Annotated in this window: 22 protein-coding genes; 19 read left to right on the forward strand and 3 right to left on the reverse strand. The window is 61.3% G+C overall.

The window, feature by feature from the left end:
- Nucleotides 1–8 precede the first annotated feature (8 nt).
- Nucleotides 9–2,240, forward strand: a complete 2,232-nt coding sequence (locus ACTHXA_RS11080) for a RelA/SpoT family protein (RefSeq protein ID WP_441672401.1) — start codon at nt 9–11, stop codon at nt 2,238–2,240.
- 13 nt (nt 2,241–2,253) lie between these two features.
- Here ACTHXA_RS11080 and ACTHXA_RS11085 read toward each other — a convergent pair whose 3' ends face one another.
- The 3 genes from ACTHXA_RS11085 to ACTHXA_RS11095 form a co-directional block, all read right to left on the reverse strand.
- Entirely contained in the window at nt 2,254–2,694 is a 441-nt protein-coding gene (locus ACTHXA_RS11085) for a hypothetical protein (RefSeq protein WP_441672314.1), read from the reverse strand.
- Nucleotides 2,695–2,856: 162 nt separating this feature from the next.
- Nucleotides 2,857–4,089 carry a DUF349 domain-containing protein gene (locus ACTHXA_RS11090; RefSeq protein ID WP_441672316.1) on the reverse strand — a complete coding sequence of 411 codons (1,233 nt, stop codon included), beginning with the start codon at nt 4,087–4,089 and terminating at the stop codon, nt 2,857–2,859.
- 127 nt (nt 4,090–4,216) lie between these two features.
- The gene (locus ACTHXA_RS11095; RefSeq protein WP_441672318.1) at nt 4,217–5,008 is read right to left on the reverse strand and encodes a peptidylprolyl isomerase; all 792 of its coding nucleotides are present in this window, start codon (nt 5,006–5,008) and stop codon (nt 4,217–4,219) included.
- Between the two features lie 75 nt (nt 5,009–5,083).
- Here ACTHXA_RS11095 and ACTHXA_RS11100 point away from each other — a divergent pair, with 75 nt between their 5' ends.
- The 18 genes from ACTHXA_RS11100 (at nt 5,084) to carA (ending at nt 22,215) form a co-directional block, all read left to right on the forward strand.
- Entirely contained in the window at nt 5,084–6,406 is a 1,323-nt protein-coding gene (locus ACTHXA_RS11100) for a replication-associated recombination protein A (RefSeq protein WP_441672320.1), read from the forward strand.
- A 187-nt stretch (nt 6,407–6,593) separates the two neighbouring features.
- Complete coding sequence (rpsD, locus tag ACTHXA_RS11105; protein ID WP_441672322.1) at nt 6,594–7,223, forward strand: 30S ribosomal protein S4; 630 nt, start codon at nt 6,594–6,596, stop codon at nt 7,221–7,223.
- A gap of 94 nt (nt 7,224–7,317) precedes the next feature.
- The gene (locus tag ACTHXA_RS11110; RefSeq protein WP_441672324.1) at nt 7,318–7,686 is read left to right on the forward strand and encodes a DUF948 domain-containing protein; all 369 of its coding nucleotides are present in this window, start codon (nt 7,318–7,320) and stop codon (nt 7,684–7,686) included.
- 72 nt (nt 7,687–7,758) lie between these two features.
- Nucleotides 7,759–7,968, forward strand: a complete 210-nt coding sequence (locus tag ACTHXA_RS11115) for a hypothetical protein (protein ID WP_441672326.1) — start codon at nt 7,759–7,761, stop codon at nt 7,966–7,968.
- A 44-nt stretch (nt 7,969–8,012) separates the two neighbouring features.
- On the forward strand, nt 8,013–10,682 hold the full coding sequence (gene alaS / locus ACTHXA_RS11120) for an alanine--tRNA ligase (protein ID WP_441672328.1): 2,670 nt from the start codon (nt 8,013–8,015) through the stop codon (nt 10,680–10,682).
- Entirely contained in the window at nt 10,682–11,143 is a 462-nt protein-coding gene (ruvX, locus tag ACTHXA_RS11125; protein WP_441672330.1) for a Holliday junction resolvase RuvX, read from the forward strand. The genes alaS and ruvX overlap by 1 nt, the downstream gene beginning before the upstream one ends.
- A gap of 15 nt (nt 11,144–11,158) precedes the next feature.
- The gene (gene mltG / locus ACTHXA_RS11130; protein WP_441672332.1) at nt 11,159–12,622 is read left to right on the forward strand and encodes an endolytic transglycosylase MltG; all 1,464 of its coding nucleotides are present in this window, start codon (nt 11,159–11,161) and stop codon (nt 12,620–12,622) included.
- Nucleotides 12,615–13,550 (forward strand): shikimate dehydrogenase family protein, encoded by a 936-nt coding sequence (locus tag ACTHXA_RS11135; RefSeq protein ID WP_441672334.1) that lies wholly within the window; start codon nt 12,615–12,617, stop codon nt 13,548–13,550. Before mltG ends, ACTHXA_RS11135 begins: the two co-directional genes overlap by 8 nt.
- A gap of 72 nt (nt 13,551–13,622) precedes the next feature.
- Complete coding sequence (aroC, locus tag ACTHXA_RS11140) at nt 13,623–14,891, forward strand: chorismate synthase (protein ID WP_441672336.1); 1,269 nt, start codon at nt 13,623–13,625, stop codon at nt 14,889–14,891.
- Nucleotides 14,888–15,478: a shikimate kinase gene (locus ACTHXA_RS11145; protein ID WP_441672338.1), complete on the forward strand. Its 591-nt coding sequence runs from the start codon at nt 14,888–14,890 to the stop codon at nt 15,476–15,478. Before aroC ends, ACTHXA_RS11145 begins: the two co-directional genes overlap by 4 nt.
- Entirely contained in the window at nt 15,475–16,563 is a 1,089-nt protein-coding gene (aroB, locus tag ACTHXA_RS11150; RefSeq protein WP_441672340.1) for a 3-dehydroquinate synthase, read from the forward strand. Before ACTHXA_RS11145 ends, aroB begins: the two co-directional genes overlap by 4 nt.
- A gap of 58 nt (nt 16,564–16,621) precedes the next feature.
- Nucleotides 16,622–17,185, forward strand: a complete 564-nt coding sequence (gene efp / locus ACTHXA_RS11155; protein WP_441672342.1) for an elongation factor P — start codon at nt 16,622–16,624, stop codon at nt 17,183–17,185.
- On the forward strand, nt 17,185–17,601 hold the full coding sequence (nusB, locus tag ACTHXA_RS11160; protein WP_441672344.1) for a transcription antitermination factor NusB: 417 nt from the start codon (nt 17,185–17,187) through the stop codon (nt 17,599–17,601). Before efp ends, nusB begins: the two co-directional genes overlap by 1 nt.
- A gap of 72 nt (nt 17,602–17,673) precedes the next feature.
- On the forward strand, nt 17,674–18,237 hold the full coding sequence (gene pyrR / locus ACTHXA_RS11165; protein ID WP_441672346.1) for a bifunctional pyr operon transcriptional regulator/uracil phosphoribosyltransferase PyrR: 564 nt from the start codon (nt 17,674–17,676) through the stop codon (nt 18,235–18,237).
- A 5-nt stretch (nt 18,238–18,242) separates the two neighbouring features.
- Complete coding sequence (locus tag ACTHXA_RS11170) at nt 18,243–19,196, forward strand: aspartate carbamoyltransferase catalytic subunit (protein ID WP_441672347.1); 954 nt, start codon at nt 18,243–18,245, stop codon at nt 19,194–19,196.
- Complete coding sequence (locus ACTHXA_RS11175; protein ID WP_441672349.1) at nt 19,193–20,545, forward strand: dihydroorotase; 1,353 nt, start codon at nt 19,193–19,195, stop codon at nt 20,543–20,545. Before ACTHXA_RS11170 ends, ACTHXA_RS11175 begins: the two co-directional genes overlap by 4 nt.
- Nucleotides 20,546–21,064, forward strand: coding sequence for a PH-like domain-containing protein (locus ACTHXA_RS11180; protein ID WP_441672351.1), 519 nt, complete (start codon nt 20,546–20,548; stop codon nt 21,062–21,064). It begins immediately after the preceding gene.
- Complete coding sequence (gene carA, locus ACTHXA_RS11185) at nt 21,061–22,215, forward strand: glutamine-hydrolyzing carbamoyl-phosphate synthase small subunit (protein WP_441672353.1); 1,155 nt, start codon at nt 21,061–21,063, stop codon at nt 22,213–22,215. Before ACTHXA_RS11180 ends, carA begins: the two co-directional genes overlap by 4 nt.
- Nucleotides 22,216–22,225: the final 10 nt, after the last annotated feature.

Genomic DNA, 22,225 nt, shown 5'->3' on the forward strand with positions numbered 1-22,225 from the left:
AAAGCTCGATGTCCATGCGTCGCCTCGTGCCGCGAATTTTTACGAAGTCGCCCGCGAGCCCCGAAATATCTCCACTCATCCGGACGATTCGCAAGCACGACCCGAAAGCCGACACCGCGTTGGTGCAGCGTGCCTACGAAGTCGCGAGGAAATGGCATTCGGGGCAGTTTCGCAAATCGGGTGAGGAGTACATTACTCACCCCGTCGCGGTGGCCACGATTCTTGCGGAGCTCGGTATTGGCCCGGTTACGATTGCCGCAGCCTTGCTGCACGACACGGTCGAGGATACCGACTATTCGCTGCAAGAACTGCGGCAAGACTTTGGCGATGAAATCACCATGCTGGTGGATGGTGTGACGAAGCTCGATAAGGTCACCTACGGGGATGCGGCCCAGGCCGAGACCGTACGCAAGATGATCGTCGCAATGTCGAAAGATATTCGCGTGCTCGTGATCAAACTGGCCGATCGCCTGCACAATGCCCGGACCTGGGGATTCATGCCGCCGGAGAAGGCGAAAAAGAAGGCTCGCGAGACGATGGAGATCTACGCTCCGCTTGCGCACCGCATGGGTATTCAGACCATGAAGAACGAACTCGAAGAGTTGTCCTTCGCCGTCTTGCAGCCAAAGATTTATTCTGAGATTGAACACCTCGTGCGTGAGCGACAGCCGCAGCGCGAACGGTACCTCAGCCGCGTCATGGGTGATATCCGCGTGGATCTGCGCGATATGCGCATTCGCGGCGAGGTGATGGGCCGACCAAAAGAGCTCTATTCGATCTATCAAAAGATGGTGGTTCGCGGCCGCGAGTTTGATGAGATCTACGACCTCATTGCGATTCGGATTATCGTAGACACGGTCCGCGACTGCTACGCAGTGCTCGGCGCAATTCACGCGCGGTGGACGCCAATGCCGGGGCGATTCAAGGACTACATTGCGACCCCGAAATTCAATCTCTATCAGTCGCTGCACACCACGGTAATCGGCCCCGACGGTAAGGCTGTGGAGATTCAGATCCGCACGCAGGAGATGCACCAGCGCGCGGAGTACGGTGTTGCGGCGCACTGGATGTACAAGCAAAACATGTCCTCCGGACGCCAGCAGCTGCCGCGATCCGGGACCAGTGAGATGGCCTGGCTCAAGCGCATTAATGACTGGCAGCAAGAAACCTCTGATTCGGATGAGTTCCTCGATTCACTGCGCTTCGAAATCGGCGCTAAAGAGGTATATGTTTTTACCCCGCAAGGGAAGGTCATTGGCTTACCGCAGTCGGCAACTCCGGTTGACTTTGCGTACGCCATCCACACCGATGTGGGGCATCGCACGATGGGTGCGAAGGTGAATCAGCGGTTGGTGTCGCTCGATACCAAGCTCCAGACCGGCGATACGGTCGAGATTTTGACCTCCAAGAATCCGGATGCGGGGCCGAAGCAGGACTGGTTGGCCTTTGTGGGTTCTCCGCGTGCTCGGAACAAGATTCGGCAGTGGTTCTCCAAAGAGCGACGCGATGAAGCGATCGAGATCGGGAAGGACCAGATCGCCAAGGCGATGCGCAAACAGCAGTGGCGCTACTCGGCTGACCTGGTGCAAGAAGCCTTTTCGACGGTAGCCTCCCGACTTCGCTACGTGGATGTGTCCGGTCTTTACGCCGCCGTCGGCGACGGCAACGTGTCACTGCAGTCGGTCATGGAGAAGCTCACGGATGAGCTGCGTGCTGACAGCGAGACCGTTGAAGAGCTCTCCGAACAGCAAGAGATCACGGGCAAGGCGGTCGAGCAAACCGCGGTCAGTGATTCCGGAGTCCTGGTGCGCGGCGCCCCGGACATTCTCGTGAAAATCGCGAAATGCTGCACGCCGGTGCCGGGCGACGAGATCGTCGGCTTCATCACCCGCGGTACGGGTGTTTCGGTGCACCGAAGCGACTGCAGAAATGTCACCGAGCTCGAGCGGCAACCCGAGCGAATGATCGACGTGGAGTGGGCTGAGCGCTCCCAGGCGCTATTCCTCGTCAATATTCAGGTGGAGGCCCTTGACCGGGCGGGACTCCTCAGCGAGATCACCCACGTGCTCTCCGAGTACCACGTCAACATTCTCTCGGCATCGGTGCACACCTCGAAGGCAAGAGTCGCGATCTCGAAATTCTCGTTCCAGATGGGGGACACCACCCACTTGGACCGACTGCTCTCGGCAGTGCGGCAGATTGACGGTATTTACGACGTGTATCGCGTCCACAACACTTAGCGAACCCGACTGCCTAGCCCGCCTTCCCAGCCGGTTGAGCGCCACTCTCGAGGAGCGGTTTCAGTAACGCAGCCTCATCATGGAGCCCGTCGCCACGAAGATCAGCCATCGTGCGCGCAACCGTGGTGACGACGACTCCCGCACAGGCAATGACTTCGCGGTCTCGCAGTCGTTTGAATCTGGCGCGCAGCGGGTGATCAACGAGCAGTGTTCGACCGCTGCGGCGCGAAAGCTCCACCACCTGTGGGGTGGGCCCGCCCACGTGAATCCAGCGGGCGGTCGGCCCGGTCATGACGCGTCCCGGTCGCATGAGGTGCGCGAGGCTTAGAGCTCGCTCCTCTCGAGTTGGTTGCACACCGACCGGTAGGAAAAACTCGAATCCGCGAATCCCATGGATCTCAAGCTCACCCGCGAGGAGCATCGCCCGCAGCTCGGTCTCGGAAAACTGATCCAACTGAAATAACGAATGTCGCGGCATCAATGTCGATGAGGCGCTGGTCGATTGCGGTGTCATGCCGACATCTTGCAACATCCGGAAAATGCAGCTGCCGGAAACGACAGTGGGTTGGGGAAAACTACGTTATCCCCAACCCACTAATCCGCTATTGCGCTTGACTTAGCCTCCGATTGCCTTGAGCCACGTCCGACGTGCCTCAAGTGCCTCCTCGGCTTCCTTAATCTTCTTGGGATTGCCGGAGGCATTCGCGGCGGCGAGTTCCTCTTCAAGCTTGGCAATCGCATCCTCAAGCTGCGAAGCCATGCCGTTCTGGCGTGCCTGCTTCTCGGGATCGGACTTCTGCCAGTGCTCGTCATCGAGCTGACGCACGTGCTGCTCTACCTTCCGCAGTCGGTCCTCGATCTGACGGAAGGAATCGCGCGGAACCTTGCCAATTTCGTCCCAGCGTTCCTGGATGCTTCGCAGCTTCTCGCGTGCGGACTGCCGATCGGTGACCTTGAGCAGTGGCTCCGCTTCGTCCAGCAGTGCCTGCTTCTGAACGAGGTTTGCCTGGAACTCCTCATTATCTTTCGCATCGAGTTCGGCCTTGGCTTGGAAGAGCGCGTCACCGGCGGCCTTGAACTTGTCCCACAGCGCGTCATCGTGCTTGCGACCCGCGCGACCGACGGCCTTCCACTCATCCAGTAGGTTTCGATACTCGGGAACACCATCGGCGCCCTTGGGCGCGAGTGCCTCGGCGCGCTCAATGATTCGCTGTTTGGCTTCGCGCGCGACCTTGTGCTGTGCATCCAGCTCGGCGAAGAACTTGCGCCGCTCGGTGTCGAGATGCGTGCGAGCGGTGCGGAAGCGCTTCCAAAGTGCGTTGGCATCGTTCTTTGGCAGTCGCGGACCATCCTTCTGGTGCTGCTGCCACTGGGCGAAAAGCTCCTCAACCTGTGCCGAAGTACGCTTCCACTGAATGGAAGCGGGGTTCTGCGCGGCGAGTTTCTCTGCCTCTACGACGATGGACTCGCGGTGCGCGAGTGCTTCGGTGAGGGCGGCCTGCTGTGCTTCTTTCTGCTGTCCGCTCAACTGTTCAACTTCGGTATCCAGCGCACCGAGCCGAGTACGGAGTGCGCCAAGATCACCGACAGCATTGGCATCGTCAAGCTGGCTGCGCAGGTGCCGGACCGACTTCGCCACATCCGCGGCATTGGCACCGGCACGAGCACGCTGCTCGAGCAGGGTTACCTGTCCCGCAAGATCATCAAATTTACGAACGAAGTAGGCCAGTGCCTCTTCAGGGGTTCCGTCGGGGTACTGCCCGACAGATCGTTCCTTCTCTCCGTCAGTGACGTAGACGGTCCCGTCTTCTTCGACGCGACCAAAAGGATGTACGGGGAGACCAGACATGCGTGTTCCTCAGTGCTCATCAGGGGTGAAACACGGCACAGTGCCGTGCTGGCAGACGTACCCACATCGTATTGCATCTGTGAGTACGCCCAAATCAGGTTCGGTCCTTGAAACCAACGCCAAGCAACTACTCGAGGGTGATGTCGGTGATGCTGACGGGAACCAACGGCGGACCATCGGAGACGCCACCCTGAACACCCTCGTCAATGACAGCGGTCTGCAACTCGTCAAGCCCACCGGTGACCTGGCCAAATATCGTGTAACCGGGTGCGGGCAGCTCTGTGTCCTCGTAGACGATGAAGAACTGCGAGCCCATGGAATCCTCGGCCTGAGCACGAGCCATCGCGATGGTGCCAGCGGGGTACACACCGTCTTCGGGAATGTTCTCGAGCGGACCGAAGGAATAGCCTGGGCCACCCGAACCGCTACCGGTTGGATCCCCGCACTGGAGGACGTACAGGCCCTCCGTGGTGAGGCGGTGGCAGGGGGTGTCGGCGTAGTAACCGGACTGCGAGAGATCAATAAAGTTTGACGCGGCCTGCGGTGCGTTCACGCCGTCAATGGAGATCTCGACGGGGATTTCATTGAGGGTCATGGTGCCGGTCCACTCGCGATCCTCGGCAATGGTGGCCGGCGGCGGTGTGCCCGTCGGCTCAGCGAGTGCCGGATCTGAGGCGGGGATCTCGGATTCCGCTGAGGTGGGAGTCGGGGTTGGGTCGGCGATGGTGGTCTGGCCCCCGGTGAAGTAGAACGCCAACTGCGCCCCGACTGCGAGCACCGCGACCACGATGAGTACGAGAATGCCGATCCCGTTGTCGCTGCGGCGACGATCCTGCTGCACGTCGTTTACCACCATGCGTGCCTCATACTGGCGCGCGCGTCGGCGCTCTTCGCGTGATTGCTTGGATGAGTCGGCCACTTATTCCCCTTGACGTGAACACAATCCCCGTCTTCGCGGGGCTAATAACCAGGGCAGTTTACTAACATTCCTCTGATGACTGATCAGGTAACACTCGGTGGCGGCGGAACTGCGCCGCTTGCCGCGCGGATGCGACCGCGGAATCTCGACGAGGTGGTTGGTCAGCAGCACCTGCTTCGCCCAGGCTCACCGCTGCGGCGCCTCGCGAGCGCGGATGCGGCCAATACCGCGGGAACCTCGGTAATTCTTTGGGGCCCTCCGGGCAGCGGCAAGACCACGATCGCCCAGGCCTTGGCCGGATCAGGCAAGCGGCGTTTTATCCAGCTCTCCGCCATTTCTGCGGGTGTCAAGGATGTCCGAAAAGTCATGGATGATGCGCTTCGTGAACGAGATTTCTATGAGGAGCAGACTGTGCTCTTCCTCGATGAGATTCACCGATTTACGAAGGCACAGCAGGATGCGCTGCTTCCGGGAGTCGAACAGGGCTGGGTGACGCTCGTCGCGGCGACCACCGAGAATCCCTCGTTCTCGGTGATTTCACCGCTGCTGAGTCGATCGCTGCTGCTGACACTTCGCCCGCTCGAGGATGCTGACCTCGAGGAACTCATCGATCGCGCGGTGAGCGCTCCGCACGGCCTTAAGGATGAGGTCAGCATCGATTCGGAGGCAAAGGCCGCAATTATCCGGCTCGCAAGCGGAGACGCCCGCCGCGCACTGACCACCCTCGAAGCATCCGCCTCGGGGGCACAAGCGGACGGTCGCGAACGAATCACGGCAGAAGACGTGGAAGGCGCGAGCGACCAGGCGCTGCTTCGCTACGACCAAAACGGTGATGAGCACTATGACGTGACGAGCGCCTTCATTAAGTCGATTCGTGGCTCTGATCCGGATGCGGCAGTGCACTACCTCGCGCGCATGATCGTCGCGGGGGAGGACGCCCGTTTCATCGCCCGAAGGCTCATCGTGCACGCCGCCGAGGACATTGGCATGGCCGATCCGCAAGCGCTCCTCATTGCCGAAGCTGCAGCGAGTGCGGTGCAGTTGATCGGCATGCCGGAGGCACGCATCCCACTCGCGGAAGCAACCATTTACCTTGCGACCGCGCCGAAATCGAATGCCGCCTACATGGCGATTGATCAGGCTATTGCCGAGGTCAAGGCCGGTGGCATCGGCCGGGTACCACCGCACCTTCGGGACGCACACTATGCGGGTGCCGCAAAGCTCGGTCACGGCAAGGGATATCGCTACCCGCATGACGATGAGCACGGTGTGGTCGCACAGCAATACCTGCCGGATCCACTGACCGATCGAGAATATTACCAGCCGACCGAGCTCGGTTGGGAGCGCGAGATCAGTAATCGCCTCGAACGGCTGCGCCGAATTACTCGTTCGTGGTAAGCTAGCGCGGTCCTGATTCCAGTTGTGTGCGGCTGCGCCCTGGAGTCGGAAGATGCTGGTCCTGTAGCCGGATGCATCGGACATACATCGCGTTTGACGCCCTGAATCCAAGACAGGGGCGGAGAGCACAACTCATCTGCGCGCTCACGCGCGCCAATTGCGAATATTACTGAAAGGAAGTCTTCTCTTGTCTAAGAAGACCCGTACCCGTTCGAAGGTGCGCCTGTCGCGCGCCCTCGGCGTTGCCCTGACCCCTAAGGCGGCTCGCGCCCTCGAAAAGCGCCCCTACGCACCCGGCCAGCACGGCCGCACCCGTCGTCGCACCGAGAGTGACTACGCCGTTCGTCTGCGCGAGAAGCAGCGTCTTCGCGCCCAGTTCGGTCTGCGTGAGAAGCAGCTGCGCATCGCGTTCGAGGAAGCTCGTAAGACTCCCGGTCTGACCGGTGAGAACCTCGTTGAGCTGCTCGAAATGCGTCTCGACTCGCTCGTGCTCCGTGCCGGCTTTGCACGCACCACCGCACAGGCGCGTCAGCTCGTCGTGCACCGTCACATCCTCGTCAACGGCAAGATCGTTGACCGCCCGTCCTTCCGCGTGAAGCCGGGCCAGCTCATCCACGTCAAGCCACGCTCGGAAGAACTCGAAGTCTTCCAGGTTGCTGCGGCTGGTGGCCACGCTGAGGTGCTCCCCGCGGTACCGGGTTACCTCAGTGTTGAACTCGACAAGCTCCAGGCGACCCTCGACCGTCGCCCGAAGCGTGAAGAGGTGCCGATCCAGTGTGAGGTCCAGCTCGTGGTTGAGTACTACGCTGCGCGCTAGTTCTCAAGACCGCTAGCATTGAGGGCGGATCGCCAGCAGGCGATCCGCCCTCAATGCGTTAACGCAAGAATTTCGATCAACCTCAGGAGTGTTTATGTCGGGTGGTGACATCGCAGGCCTCATCGCCGCTGGTGTATTTCTGATTCTCGTCGCTTTGCTCGCCGTGCCGATCCTCAAACTCGGCGGCGTGCTCGACGAACTGCGTCGCGGCATCCGGGAATCGGTAGACGAAATCACCCCGACGCTTGCTGAGACCCAGGTCACCATGCAGGAGACCAATAAGCAGCTCGCAAAGATCGATTCGATCACCACCAACGCACACGAGGTCACAAGCAATGTGAATTCGCTGGTCGCGCTGACCGCAGCGACAGTGGGTGGCCCGCTCATTAAACTTGCCGGTTTCTCTGCCGCGGCCGTTGCCGGTTTCCGCGCATTGCGGCCCAAAGGGCGTAAGCGCCGCTAGTTTGTGGCAACGACACCCTTCAACCGAGCAATCCCCATTGCAGATCCCGCAAACTTTTGAATAAGGAACAGCATGCGCAACTTCTTCCGGACCGCCGCGCTCATTGGTGGCGGTGTCATCGGTGGCTTCGCCCTCGCACACTTCATCAATTCCACCCCGAAGGGGCGCGAATGCTTCGCGAAGATCAACGCCCGCGTGGATGAAGTAACGGATGCCGTGAAGCAGGGCTACAAAGCTCGCACTGAAGCGATTTACGCCGCACTCGAGGCCGAAGGCCGCTAACCCACTCTCAGCTGACTAGACACGAAACCTGGTGCCACCCTGCCATGCAGACCGCAGAAATTAAGCGTCGCTTTCTGAAGTTCTTTGAGGACCGCAACCACGAGGTGGTCCCCTCAGCCTCGCTCGTCTCCGAGGACCCCACCGTGATGTTCACCATCGCGGGAATGGTCCCGTTCATCCCGTATATGACCGGGATGGTCCCCGCACCCTACCCGCGGGCTACGAGCGTGCAGAAATGCATCCGTACTAATGACATTGAGGAGGTTGGACGCACCCCGCGGCACGGCACCTTCTTCCAAATGGGTGGCAACTTCTCATTCGGCGACTACTTCAAGCGTGAAGCGATTGAGTACGCGTGGACCTTCCTCACGACGGCACAAGACGAAGGTGGCCTCGGCTTTGACCCTAAGGATCTTTGGGTCACGGTCTATCGTGAAGACGACGAGTCATTCAATCTCTGGCGGGAGATTGCGGGGTTGCCCGAAGAGCGCATCCAGCGACTCGATGCCGAGAGCAACTACTGGTCTGCTGGCAAACCCGGTGGGCCCGCGGGGCCGGACTCGGAAATCTTCTTCGACCGCGGCATCGAATACGGACCCGACGGTGGGCCAGCCACGGACCACGACCGCTACGTCGAAATCTGGAACCTCGTGTTCATGCAGTTTGAGCGAGGCGTGGACAAGGGTGACGGCACCTTCGAGATTCTCGGGGAACTGCCGAAGAAAAATATTGACACCGGAATCGGGCTCGAACGCATCGCCTTCCTGCTCCAGGGTGTCGAGAACATGTACGAGACCGACCAGGTGCGACCAGTGCTCGACCTCGCGGAGAGCCTCTCGGGACGAAAGTACGGCGAGGAGGATGACGACGACGTGCGGATGCGCGTGGTCGCCGACCACGTTCGGTCCTCACTCATGCTGATCGCCGACGGGGTACAGCCCGGCAACGAAGGCCGCGGCTACATCCTGCGACGACTCCTGCGTCGCGTGGTGCGCAATATGCGGCTGCTCGGGGTCGACACCGCCACCTTCCCAAGCCTTTTCCCCACCTCGATGCGCGCCATGCGGGATGCGTATCCCGAGGTGGAGCGAGACTTCGACCGCATCGCTCGCATTGCCTACGCGGAAGAGGAAGCCTTCTTGCGCACGCTTGCTCAGGGCACCACCATCTTTGAGGATGCGGTTGCTGGGGCAAAGGCGGCTGGCTCGGCACAGCTCGCGGGCGACGTGGCGTTTAAGCTCCACGACACCTATGGCTTCCCCATCGACCTCACGCTCGAGATGGCCGATGAGACCGGTCTCAATGTCAACCGCGAGAAATTCAATGAGCTCATGACCGAGCAGCGCGAGCGTGCCAAGGCGGATGCCCGGTCACGACGCTCGGCACTCGCTGACCTCTCCGTCTACAGCGACTTCCGTGCCAAGGGAACCACGCTCTTTCTCGGCTATGACGAGCTTCGCACCGAATCGGAAGTGCTCGGCATCATCGTTGACGGCGAAAGCGTTCCGGTCGCTCGTGCCGGCCAGCACGCGGAAATCATCCTCGCGCAGACCACGCTTTACGCGGAAGCCGGTGGCCAGGATGCGGACCAGGGTTGGATCATCGCGCCCGCCGGCGGCTTTGAAGCACAGGTCGACGATGTGCAGCAGCCGGTCGCAGGCCTCACCGCGCACTCGGTAACCGTGACTGCGGGTGACGTTGGCGTGGGTGAGCGGGTGGAGACCGTAGTGGATGCGACCTACCGTCGTCAGGCCAACGAAGCGCACACCGCGACTCACCTCATCCACGCCGCACTCCGAGACACCCTCGGCCCCGATGCACACCAGTCCGGCTCCTTCAATAAGGCCGGCTACATGCGCCTTGACTTCTCCTGGAACCAACCGCTGAGCGTGGAAACCCGGACCGAGCTCGAGGAGATCTCGAATAACGCTGTTCGCGCCGACTATGAAGTCATCACCCGAACGATGCCGATCGATGAGGCGAAGGCACTCGGTGCCCGCGCGCTGTTCGGTGAGAAATACGGCTCAACCGTGCGGATGGTGGAGATCGGCGGACCGTGGTCACGTGAGCTCTGCGGTGGTACGCACGTCGAGCACTCATCGGAGGTCGGCCTGGTCAATCTCATTGGCGAGTCCAGCGTGGGTGCACAGAACCGGCGCGTCGAGGCACTCGTCGGGCGGAACGCCTTCACTGACTTCGCAACGGAACGCGCAATTGTGCGCGAACTCTCAAGCGGCCTCAAAGTACCCCGCGAACAGGTGACGAACCGGGTGGAAGACCTCCTGGCCAACCTCAAGCGTGCCGAAAAGCGCATCGCCGAGCTCGAGGCTGCGGCCCTGCGCGGGCGCGTACCTGAGCTCGTGGGTGGCGCCGTGCAAGCAGGATCGATTGCCTATGTGGGTGCTGCGCTGGGCGCCATCGGTGGTGCCGACGAGGTCCGTCAACTCGTGCTCGATGTGCGGGAGCGACTCGGTAGTGAGGCGGCCGTGGTGGCGCTTGGCGGGGAAGCGAATGGCAAGCCTGTGATCGTTGTCGCAACCAATGACGCCTCCCGCGCCCTCGGCGTTAAAGCCGGTGCGCTCGTCAAGCTCGCCGCCGGCATTCTCGGCGGCGGTGGCGGCGGAAAACCCGATGTCGCGCAGGGTGGTGGCCAGGACGCCAGCAAGCTGCCCGAGGCCCTCGAAGCCGTTCGTCGAGAGCTAATGAGCACGTAGTGCGTCGCGGTATTCGATTCAGCATTGACGTCGGGAAGGCCCGCATCGGCATCGCTCGTTCGGACCCCGACGGTCTGCTCGCGATCCCGTTGGAAACGGTGAAACGTGATCTTGAGTCGGGCAGTCACCTCACTCGGATTGCCGAACTCGCGGCGGAGTACGAGGTCCTCGAGCTCATCGTCGGCCATCCGCTTAATATGCGCGGTGAGTCCACGCCCTCGACTGAGGATGCGGTGAGTGTCGCCCAGGATTTAGCGGCTATCGTCGGGGCACCCGTGCGGTTATTGGATGAGCGACTCACGACCGTGAGTGCGGCTCGCCAATTCCGTGCCGCAGGTAAGCAAGCATCTCGTTCGCGCGAGGTCATCGATCAGGCGGCAGCGGTGGTGTTGCTGCAGGATGCACTGGATCGCGAACGACAGCACGGCACGCCCGCGGGTACCGAACTTTCAACTCCTTAGGAGCCAATCGACGTTATGGATTTCCCATCCAACGGAAACGAACCAGAACGCCCGCTCACGCGACGCGAGATGCGGGAGCGCGAACGACTGCGCCAGCTGCAGCAGGCGCAGGAAGACGAGGCCGCGCAGTCGGCGCCTGACAACGACTCACGCGCCGATCAGCCACGCAATGATGCGCCCCTCGCCGATAAGCCGCTCGCTGAGGAATCACTCACCGATGAGCCGCTCACCGAGCAGTCGGCCCCCGAGGAGCCAACTGCCGAGGCAGCGCGCTCACGACGGCCGGCTGAGTCGAATGCGGCGGTCACCGGATCCGCAGCACCGGAACAATCTGATCCTTTCGCTGACATCCTCGGAGAATCTGCTCCCGCTCGTGACACGGATGGCTCGCTCATTAGCGATGACCACAAGCCGCGCAAGAAACGACGCGGTTGGGGATGCTTGATCGTTGTGCTCGTCCTTGTCGCGGCACTCGTGGGAGCTGGCATGGTGGCGTGGAACGCCTTCGGCGACCGCATCACGGACATTTTTGACACCCAGGAAGACGACTATGAGGGCACTGGCAACGGGACGGAAGTGAATTTCACAATCCTCCCGGGTGACACCGGCACCGATATCGGTCTTCGGCTGCAGGAGGAGGGCATTGTTATGACCTCCGAAGCCTTCGTCCGCTCGATTATGGCCCAGCCCGAGGAGCCCACGTTCATTCCCGGAACGTATGTCATGCAAGAAGAAATGAGCGCCGCATCCGCGCTGGTGACCCTTACGGACGAAGAGAACCGGGTACAAAACTCGGTGACTATTCCGGAGGGGACGATTATGCGCGATGTCTTTACGCTCATTGAGAGCGATATCGGCATTCCTGCTACGGATCTCGAGGCCGCTGCCGAAGACCCCCAGGCCTATGGTTTGCCCGAAGAGGCGGAATCGCTCGAAGGCTTCTTGTTCCCGGCCACCTATAACTTCACCCCGGACGACACCGCCGAGGACGTGATTACCACCATGGTTGAGCGCACGTACGAGTCGCTCGGCGAACACGGGGTCCCCGAGGAAGATGTCTGGGACGTCATCCGTCTCGCTTCGCTGATTGAAAAAGAAGCGCGCTTCGAAGAGGACTTCTATAAGGTCTCGCGAGTGTTCCTCAACCGTATTGACATCGATATGCTGCTGCAGTCCGATGCCACGGTGACCTATGGCACCGGTGAATACGATCGCGCGGCAACCACGGACACCGAACGCAATGACGCGAGCAATGAATACAACACCTATCAACACTCTGGGATGGTGATTCGGCCAATCTCAAACCCCGGGGATACGGCGATCGACGCCGCGATGAACCCCGCTGAAGGTCCGTGGTTGTTCTTTGTGACGGTGAATCTCGAAACCGGAGAAACCGTATTTACGGAAACCTACGCCGAGCACCAAGAGGCGGTCGACGACTGGCTCCGTTGGTTGGAGGAGAACCCAGAGTATGGCTGAGCAGAGTAAGGCGAAGCAGAGTACGACTGACCAGGACGCTGCCGAGTACTACCAAGAGGAGCCTGCGCACCGCGGAGCCTCGAGCAGGCTGGCGGTGCTCGGCAGTCCGGTGGCACACTCGCGTTCACCGCAGCTGCATCTTGCCGCGTACCGGGCACTCGGACTGGACTGGGAGTATTCCCGCTGGGAGATTCCCAAAGCTGGCGTCACCGCGGCACTCGAAGGTCGCGGTGAGCGCTGGCGTGGATTCTCGGTGACCGCACCGCACAAGGCAGAAGCTCTTGAGTTTGTGGCCACGGCGAGTGCAGATGCGATCCGTTCGGGCGCGGTGAACACGATTGTGTTTGACACGCTCGAGCCGGGGAGCCTCGCGCGTGGCGAGAACACCGACATCCTCGGTGCCCTCGACGCGTTTGCCGAGCGGGGCATCAGCGAGCTTTACGGCAGCGTGGACGTGCTCGGTGGCGGCGGTACGGCGGCCTCCCTCGGGATCGCCGCACAGCGGCTGGGCGCCAGCGACATCCGAATCTGGGCCCGACGCCCCGAGGCCGCCGATGCACTGGCTCAGCAACTCGGTACCGGCTTCTCCGGGAGAAACCTCGCGGACTGGCGACTCGACCCCGGCGTGTCGGCGGTCATCGACACGGTGCCGAGCGGATACGCGGCACCGGCAGCAGTGATTGATACCGGAGGACTGGCGGTACCGTCCCAAACCGCGCCGGTATTGTTCTCAGCGGCCTACTCGCCCTGGCCGACACCACTGGCATCCGTTTGGCTGGAGGCCAAAGCACCGATCGTCACGGGACTGGACCTGCTCTTGCACCAAGCAGTACGGCAGGTGCGGCTGTTTACCGGCCGCGGAGTGGACGAACACCTGCCACAAGAGCCCGCGATTATTGCGGCGATGAGGGCTGCCCTCGATTCTTGAGTGCGTCGTGGACGCCAGCGATCACACCGAGGTTGTTGAATAGCCCACTGCGGTTCGTGAGAGAATGAACGAATGCTTCGTTGGCTTACTGCGGGGGAATCACATGGCCCCGAACTACTCGCACTCTTAGAAGGCGTACCCGCCGGTGTTCCGATCGCAATTACGGATATTCAAGCCGATCTTGCGCGACGGAAGCTTGGCTATGGACGTGGCGGACGGATGAAGTTTGAACAGGATGAGATCACCCTGTCGAGCGGGATCCGTCACGGTTTTACGATTGGTTCGCCGGTGGGCATCCGGATTCAAAACACCGAATGGCCCAAATGGACCGAGGTGATGAGTCCCGAGCCCGTCGGCGATGAGGTATTCGAGACCGGCCGTGGCCGCAAGCTCACCCGACCACGGCCCGGCCACGCCGACCTGGTGGGGATGCAAAAATACGGTTTCGAGGAAGCTCGCCCCGCACTCGAACGCGCAAGCGCTCGTGAGACTGCCGCACGCGTGGCCCTCGGCGCGGTGGCCAAGAAATTCCTCGCCGAACTCGGCATCCGAACGGTCAGCCACACGGTTGCTATCGGTGACCAGCAGGTACCGGAAAACGCGACTTGGCCCGTACCCGAAGACGTGGCGCGACTCGACGCCGACCCCGTCCGCTGCCTCGATGCCGAGGCATCCGCCGCAATGGTCGCGAAGATTGACGAAACTCGACACAGCGGTGACACCATCGGTGGCGTCACTGAGGTCCTCGTATATGGCCTGCCACCGGGAATCGGCTCCTATGTCCACTGGGACCGCCGACTCGACTCACGACTGGCCGGGGCGCTCATGAGCATCCAAGCGATCAAGTCGGTGGAAATTGGCGACGGCCTCGAAACCACTCGACGTCCGGGGAGCAAGGCACACGACCCTCTCTATTCCGTCGACGGCACGATTCACCGCGCCGCCGACCGAGCCGGGGGAGTCGAAGGCGGCATGACTACCGGCACCGTATTGCGTGCCCGCGTTGGGATGAAGCCGATCGCCACGGTGCCGAGGGCACTGCACACCGTGGACGTCGCTACCGGAGAAAACGCCACCGCGCATCACCAGCGATCCGACGTCTGCGCCGTGCCAGCATCCGGTGTGGTCGCCGAAGCTATGGTCGCACTCGTGTTGGCCAACTCGCTGCTCGAAAAGTTTGGTGGCGATTCACTCGCCGAGGTCCAGCGGAACCTCTCGAGCTTCCTCGCCTCGATCCCTGACACCATCCGCACCAGTTCGGAGCTCGTGGATCCTTCAGACTTCGACGGCCCGATTGACGACACACCAATGGGGGACTCGCTCAGCGAGTGGAAGGTATGAGTCTCGTGTTCATCGGCCCGCCCGCGGCCGGAAAATCTCGCGCGGGCAAGCGAATCGCGCGTCGACTCGGTGCGAGTTTCGCCGACACTGACAAGCTCTTTGCGCAACAGCACGGTGCCATCAGCGAGTTCATCCCGCGCGAGGGCGAAGCGGAGTTCCGTCGACTCGAACGTGAAGTGGTGGCCTCGGCCCTGCGCGAATTTGAAGTCGTCTCCCTCGGTGGCGGCGCGATCCTTGACGCCAATACCCAAGCTGATCTCGAATCGGACGCCCACGATGTGGTCCTCCTGGTAGCCAGTCCCAAAGCAATCGAAGAACGCATCAGCGGAAAAACCAACCGACCGCTACTGAGCGGTATCGACTCCTGGATTGAGACCTTCAACGCGCGCAAGGAAATCTACGAGCGACTCGCCGATATCAAAGTGGACACGAGTTTTCGCCCGATGTGGCAAGTGGTCAACGAGGTGCGTCGCTACCTGAAAAAGGTCGACTCACCGCTGCTGGCAAGTAGTAATCAGCACGTTGATGAAGAAGCCACTCAAGACCAGGCCCTCAACGCACAGGAACGGGAACAGGAAAACAGTTGACTGAGTATGTAACCATCGTATCCGGCAGTGACCACGGCCCCGTACTGCTCGGGCGCGGCCTCATCAAGAATTTTGATTCGGTGCTTCCCGAACTCCTCGGTGACGGAGTGGAACAGCTCCTGATCGTGCACCAACCGAGTCTCGGCGCAATCTCAGAGGAAGTGCGTCAGCTGCTCGCAGCGAAGTACCGACGCGTGTTGATGGCGGAAGTGCCCGACGCTGAGGCCGCGAAGCGAGTCGAGGTCGCGGAGTTCCTCTGGGGCATTATGGGCCAGTCAGATTTCACCCGCTCGGATGCGATTCTCGCGATTGGCGGGGGAGCGGTCACCGATCTCGGCGGCTGGGTTGCAGCATCCTGGCTCCGCGGGGTCAAAGTCGTGCAGGTGCCCACCACCGTCCTCGCGATGGTGGATGCTTCGATCGGTGGCAAGACCGGCGTCAACACCAATGAGGGCAAGAACATGGTGGGCGCGTTCTATCCGCCAGCCGGGGTCGTCGTTGATTTTGACTCGCTCGCGGCGCTGCCACGCAATGAACTCGTCACCGGATTCGCCGAAGCGGTCAAAGTGGGATTCATCCACAGCCCAGAGATTCTGGACCTCATTGAGGCCGACCCGGAGAAGGCAACGGATCCCGAATCGGATGAATTCCGTCGGATCATGGAGATTGCCATCCGCTACAAACTGCAAGTCACCGCGGCCGACCTCACCGAGCAGGGTGGCCGAGAAATGCTGAACTACGGGCACACACTGGGCCACGCCATCGAGCACTCGGAACGCTACCTCTGGCGACACGGTGCCGCGGTGTCAGTGGGGATGCGCTATGCGGCGGAACTCGCACGGCTATCCGGCCGGCTCTCGGACGCCGATGCCGATCGTCACCTGCGTATCCTCGAGCTCCTCGGTCTCCCGACGCAGTATCCGGCGGGACGCTGGCAGACCCTCCTGGCAGTCATGAAGCGCGATAAGAAAACCCGCGGTTCCATGATGCGATTTGTCGTCCTTGATGCAATCGGCAAGCCGGCAATTATGCAGGCACCGGACGAGTCAATGCTCTTCGCCGCGTATCAGGAGATCGGCTCCTAACCGATCAGCCCTCGCGTCACGCTAAGCTGAATCGTCCGAATTCGAAAGGAATTTACCTATGGCAACCACCGCAGACATCAAGAATGGCCTCGTCATGATCATTGACGGCCAGCTCTGGCAGGTGATTGAGTTCCAGCACGTCAAGCCCGGTAAGGGTGGGGCGTTCGTCCGCACGAAGCTCAAGAACATTGTGCAGGGCAAGACCGTGGACCGTACCTTCAACGCTGGCGCCAAGATCGAGACCGCAACGGTAGACCGTCGCGACTTCCAGTACCTGTACCAGGACGGCGAGGACTTCGTGTTCATGGATGAGCAGGATTACGACCAGCTCACCGTCTCGAGCACCGTTGTTGGCGACGCCGCAAACTACATGCTCGAACAGCAGCACGTGCAGATCGGCATGTACGAAGGCAACCCGCTTTACGTGGAAATGCCACCCTCGGTAGTGCTGGAGATCACCTACACCGAGCCGGGCCTGCAGGGCGACCGCTCGAACGCAGGAACGAAGCCGGCGACCGTGGAAACCGGTGCCGAAATCCAGGTCCCGCTGTTCGTCGATCAGGGCACCAAAGTAAAAGTTGACACTCGCACCGGTGACTACCTCGGTCGTGTGAACGACTAGTGAGCGCCCGGAGTAAGGCGCGCAAACGCGCCCTCGACATGCTGTTCCAATCGGATCTTGTGGAACGCCCGCTGGTCGACGTCCTTGCCGACGAACAGGTACGGGCAGCAAACGAGCCCGAGCGCGAAGCATCCTGGCGATACGCTCGCCAGATTGTCGCGGGAATCGACGAACACATCGAGGAGATTGACGAAGAGATTGAGTCAACCTCGCGAGACTGGCGTCTCGAACGGATGCCGCGTGTGGATCGCGCGATCCTCAGAATCGGTGTCTGGGAGATTCGCTATAACGATGAAGTGCCCAATGTGGTGGCTATCGCCGAGGCGGTTTCTGCGGCCACCGAATACTCCACTGAGGATTCGAGCCGGTTCATCAACGGTGTCCTCGGCCGGATTGGCGACCGGCACGCCAGCTAGCGGGTGTTAGGCTAAAGATCTGTTCAGACTCATCCTTTAATGCCGTCCAGAGAGGCGGGGAAGGGGGTCACTGTGGTTGAGCGAGAAGTGCTCCAACCCGGCGACATTTCGCGCGCACTTATGCGCATTGCCCATCAGATCATCGAAGCAAATCAGGGCACCGAGGACGTCGTGCTCTTGGGGATTCCCACCCGTGGCGTCCCGCTGGCAGAGCGGCTCGGCGCTAACCTGCGCGCGATCGCAGCGCTTGAAGGTGAAGAATTCGATCCCGTCTCGGCGGTGGGCACGCTCGACATCACGATGTATCGGGATGACCTGCGGCGCCGACCCCTGACGGAATCGCATCCAACTTCGATTCCGCTTGCCGGTATCGATAATCGCACCGTGGTACTCGTGGATGATGTGCTCTATTCGGGCCGCACCATTCGAGCGGCACTCGACGCGATCAGCGATATCGGTCGGCCGAGCCGAGTCCAGCTTGCCGTGCTCGTTGACCGCGGACACCGCGAACTCCCAATTCGCGCCGACTTTGTGGGGAAGAACCTGCCGTCGGCGCGAAGTGAACGGATCTCCGTGGAACTGGTGGAGATCGACGGCGGCCAAGATCGCGTCGTTATTCAAGACGCGGAGGAATAGACACGATGAAGCATTTGATTTCGACGGCCGAATTGAGCCGCACGGATGCGATTCTGCTGCTCGACACCGCGGAGGACATGGCCGCAACCCAGGAGCGCGCCGTTAAAAAACTCCCGGCCCTCCGCGGCGTCACCGTGGTGAACCTCTTCTACGAGGACTCCACCCGCACTCGCATCTCCTTTGAGGCGGCAGAAAAGCGCTTGAGTGCCGATGTCATCAACTTTGCTGCCAAGGGGTCCTCGGTCTCTAAGGGTGAGTCGCTCAAGGACACCGCACAAACACTGCACGCAATCGGCGCCGACGCCGTGGTGATCCGTCACCCCTCCTCGGGTGCGCCGCAAATGCTCGCGGAACGGGGCTGGATCAACACCCCGATCCTCAACGCGGGTGATGGCCAGCACGAGCATCCCACCCAGGCGCTCTTGGATGCGTTTACGCTCCGCCGCCGGATTCACGGGCAGGCCTCGCGAGGTAAGGGCCTCGATGGCGTGCACGTCGTGATCGTGGGGGATATTCTGCATTCCCGTGTCGCGCGATCTAACGTGTGGCTGCTCAACACACTCGGCGCCAAAGTGACCCTCGTCGGTCCACCGACACTGATCCCTTCCGATACCGCCAAGTGGCCTGCCGAGACGAACTATGATCTTGACCACGCACTCGAGCAAGCACCCGATGCGGTCATGACCCTGCGCATCCAAGCGGAACGCATGCAGGACGCCTACTTCCCCCACACCCGCGAATACGCGCGGCGGTGGGGACTCAGCGAGGCTCGGTTGCGGAAGCTGCCAGAGCACGCCTCGGTGATGCATCCCGGGCCCATGAACCGCGGCCTGGAAATCTCCACGGCCGCCGCAGACTCACCCCAATCCACCGTGCTCGAACAGGTTGCGAACGGGGTGAGCGTCCGAATGGCGGCGCTCTACCTGCTCTGTTCGGGGCAGACTGAAGGACACGCATGAGCACCATCTTGATCCGCGGCGCTCGCCCATACGGCGAAGCACCCCAAGACATCCTGATCGAACGCGACCGGATTACGCAGATCGCAGACCCTGGCGTCATCACGGCGACCGAGGGCACTGAAATCATCGAGGCCGAGGGGCTTATCGCCCTTCCAGGACTGGTCGACGTGCACGTGCACCTGCGCGAACCCGGTTTCGAGTCCTCGGAAACCGTATTGAGCGGCAGTCGTGCCGCAGCAAAGGGCGGCTTCACCACCGTATTTGCGATGCCGAACACTCGTCCGGTGCAGGACTCGGCCGGTGTGGTCGAAACCGTCTGGGCGCTCGGTCGCGAAGCCGGGTATGCGGATGTGCACCCGATTGGTGCGGTTACGGTCGGCCAAGCGGGTGAACAGCTCGCCGAACTCGGCTCGATGGCCGATTCGCGCGCGGCCGTGCGGATGTTCTCGGATGATGGCCTCTGCATCTTCGACCCACTCATCATGCGCCGCGCACTCGAGTATGTGAAGGCCTTCGATGGCGTGATCGCGCAGCATGCGCAGGATCCACAGCTCACCCGCGGCGCGCAAATGAACGAGGGCGCGCTATCCGCAGAGCTCGGCCTTGGCGGCTGGCCCGAGGTCGCCGAGACCTCGATCATTGCGCGGGATGCATTGCTCGCGGAGCAGGTCGACTCTCGCGTGCACGTGTGTCACCTTTCGACTGCGACGGCCGTGGATGTCGTCCGCTGGGCGAAAGCGCGCGGCATCAAAATCACCGCTGAGGTAACACCGCACCACCTCCTCCTCACAGAAGAGAAGGTGCGCGGATTTGATGCCCGGTTTAAGGTGAACCCGCCCCTTCGCACTGAAGAGGACGTGGTGAAGCTCCGCGAAGCTCTCGCAGATGGCACCATCGACGTGATCGGAACCGACCACGCACCGCACCCCATGGACAGCAAACAAACCGAGTGGGATCACGCCGCAATGGGCATGGTTGGGCTCGAATCGGCGCTGCGGATCGTGCACGCCACCATGGTGAACACCGGTTTGCTCGACTGGCGCGGTGTCGCGCGGGTCATGAGTGAAGCACCGGCCCAGATTGGTTCGGCAACGGACGCCGGCCGTCCGCTGCAGGTCGGCGAACTCGCGAATATCGTGCTGTATGACGAGACCGTCTCGAGCGTGTTCAGCGAGGCGGATCTCGCCGGAAAATCGGTGAACTCACCATATCTTGGCCTCGAACTGCCGGGTTCGGTGGAATACACCATCTTCCGTGGCACCCCCACACTTCGCGCGGGCACCCCAGCACCGGCTGAAGAGGTAGCCCGAGCAAGTCGGACTCGCATCGCTGAAGGAGAGCACGAATAAATGGGCTGGCTAATTACCCTTTCTATCCTGGCAATCATTGCCATCATTATTGGTGGCATGTGGCTGGGGTGGAGGCGACGACGAAAGGGACAGGCCGACCTTTCCCCGGCACCGGAGCTGCCTCAGGATCTCGGAGAACCGAATTTCGCGGTGGATGACGCGCACTATGTGGCGACGTCCGTCACCGGAAACGCACTCAACCGCATCGCGGTGCGACCGCTTGCATATCGCGGACGCGCGGTCGTGGAGGTCCACCCGAGCGGTATTGCCATCGGCATCCAGAGTGAGCGGCCGTTCTTCATCCCGCGCGAGCAGATGACCCTGGTTGCTCGCACCCAGGCAACCATTGATCGGGCGGTTGAGCCCGACGGACTCATCGCGATCCAGTGGAATATTGACCCGACGCACTCGGTCGAGACGTTCATCCGTATCGTGAACCCGAAACAGCGTGCCGAACTGCTCGAGGCCGCCATCAACATCACCCCCAACGAACACGCAACCCGTGAGGAGCACAAATGATCCGCACCGAACCCGCCGTACTTGTCCTTGAGGACGGCACCCGTTACGAGGGCTTTGCTTACGGTGCCACCGGTGAGCGTCTGGGCGAGGTGGTCTTTACCACCGGCATGACCGGATACCAGGAGACACTGTCTGACCCGAGTTTCGCGGGCCAGATCGTCGTGCAGACTGCACCACATATCGGCAACACCGGAGTTAACGCCACGGACATGGAATCGGACCGCTTCTGGGTCGCCGGTTACGTCGTGCGTGACCCAAGCCGCGTGGTCTCCAACTTCCGCGCCGAAGGTGATCTGGAAGGCAAGCTCAAACAAGAAGGCATCGTCGGTATCAGCGATGTCGATACTCGCGCGCTCACGCGACGCATCCGAAACGTCGGTGCCATGCGCGGTGGTGTGTTCTCGGGCGAAGCTGCCGCAACGGATGCTCAGGCACAGCTCGACAAGGTTCGAGCACAACCAGAAATGGCTGGTCGCTACCTCTCCGACGTCGTCACGACGAAGGAAGCCTATGTCTCGAAACAGACGCTCGGCGACACTCGCATTGGCTCGGTCGCACTGCTCGACCTCGGGGTGAAGCGGGCGACCATCTGGAATCTCAACACCCGCGGCTTTGACGTACATGTTCTTCCCGCCGATAGCACTGCCGATCAGGTGCGCTCGCTCGGAGTGGACGCGATCTTCTACTCGAATGGCCCCGGCGACCCCGAAGCCAATGTCGAGCAGGTTGAACTGCTGCGGACCCTGTTGAACGATGGCTACCCATTTATGGGCATTTGCTTCGGCAATCAACTCCTCGGCCGAGCACTCGGTTTTGACACCTATAAGCTGCCTTTTGGACACCGCGGCGTGAACCAGCCGGTCCGTGACACCGCAACGAACCGCGTTGAAATCACCTCGCAGAATCATGGCTTCGCCGTGGATGTGCCGGTCGACGAAACGGTTGACTCACCCGCCGGTTTTGGTCGGGTGGAAGTCAGCCACATCGGACTCAACGACCAAGTGGTCGAGGGCCTACGGTGCCTCGACATTCCCGCATTCTCGGTGCAGTTCCACCCCGAGGCCGCATCCGGCCCCCACGACGCCGCACCGCTATTTGATCGCTTCCGCGACATGGTGCTCGAAGCGTCCAGCAAGAAGTCCGAAAAGTAGTAGGAGCCCA

The sequence above is a fragment of the Gulosibacter sp. genome (assembly GCF_052090685.1).
GTDB lineage: Bacteria > Actinomycetota > Actinomycetes > Actinomycetales > Microbacteriaceae > Gulosibacter.

Bases quoted from the DNA above. Each gene is read 5' to 3' on its own strand.
- ACTHXA_RS11080 (WP_441672401.1), top strand. From the start codon at position 9: ATGTCCATGCGTCGCCTCGTGCCGCGAATTTTTACGAAGTCGCCCGCG.
- ACTHXA_RS11090 (WP_441672316.1), bottom strand. From the start codon at position 4,089: ATGTCTGGTCTCCCCGTACATCCTTTTGGTCGCGTCGAAGAAGACGGG.
- ACTHXA_RS11100 (WP_441672320.1), top strand. From the start codon at position 5,084: ATGACTGATCAGGTAACACTCGGTGGCGGCGGAACTGCGCCGCTTGCC.
- ACTHXA_RS11110 (WP_441672324.1), top strand. From the start codon at position 7,318: ATGTCGGGTGGTGACATCGCAGGCCTCATCGCCGCTGGTGTATTTCTG.
- ACTHXA_RS11115 (WP_441672326.1), top strand. From the start codon at position 7,759: ATGCGCAACTTCTTCCGGACCGCCGCGCTCATTGGTGGCGGTGTCATC.
- alaS (WP_441672328.1), top strand. From the start codon at position 8,013: ATGCAGACCGCAGAAATTAAGCGTCGCTTTCTGAAGTTCTTTGAGGAC.
- mltG (WP_441672332.1), top strand. From the start codon at position 11,159: ATGGATTTCCCATCCAACGGAAACGAACCAGAACGCCCGCTCACGCGA.
- ACTHXA_RS11135 (WP_441672334.1), top strand. From the start codon at position 12,615: ATGGCTGAGCAGAGTAAGGCGAAGCAGAGTACGACTGACCAGGACGCT.
- aroC (WP_441672336.1), top strand. From the start codon at position 13,623: ATGCTTCGTTGGCTTACTGCGGGGGAATCACATGGCCCCGAACTACTC.
- ACTHXA_RS11145 (WP_441672338.1), top strand. From the start codon at position 14,888: ATGAGTCTCGTGTTCATCGGCCCGCCCGCGGCCGGAAAATCTCGCGCG.
- efp (WP_441672342.1), top strand. From the start codon at position 16,622: ATGGCAACCACCGCAGACATCAAGAATGGCCTCGTCATGATCATTGAC.
- ACTHXA_RS11170 (WP_441672347.1), top strand. From the start codon at position 18,243: ATGAAGCATTTGATTTCGACGGCCGAATTGAGCCGCACGGATGCGATT.
- ACTHXA_RS11175 (WP_441672349.1), top strand. From the start codon at position 19,193: ATGAGCACCATCTTGATCCGCGGCGCTCGCCCATACGGCGAAGCACCC.
- ACTHXA_RS11180 (WP_441672351.1), top strand. From the start codon at position 20,546: ATGGGCTGGCTAATTACCCTTTCTATCCTGGCAATCATTGCCATCATT.
- carA (WP_441672353.1), top strand. From the start codon at position 21,061: ATGATCCGCACCGAACCCGCCGTACTTGTCCTTGAGGACGGCACCCGT.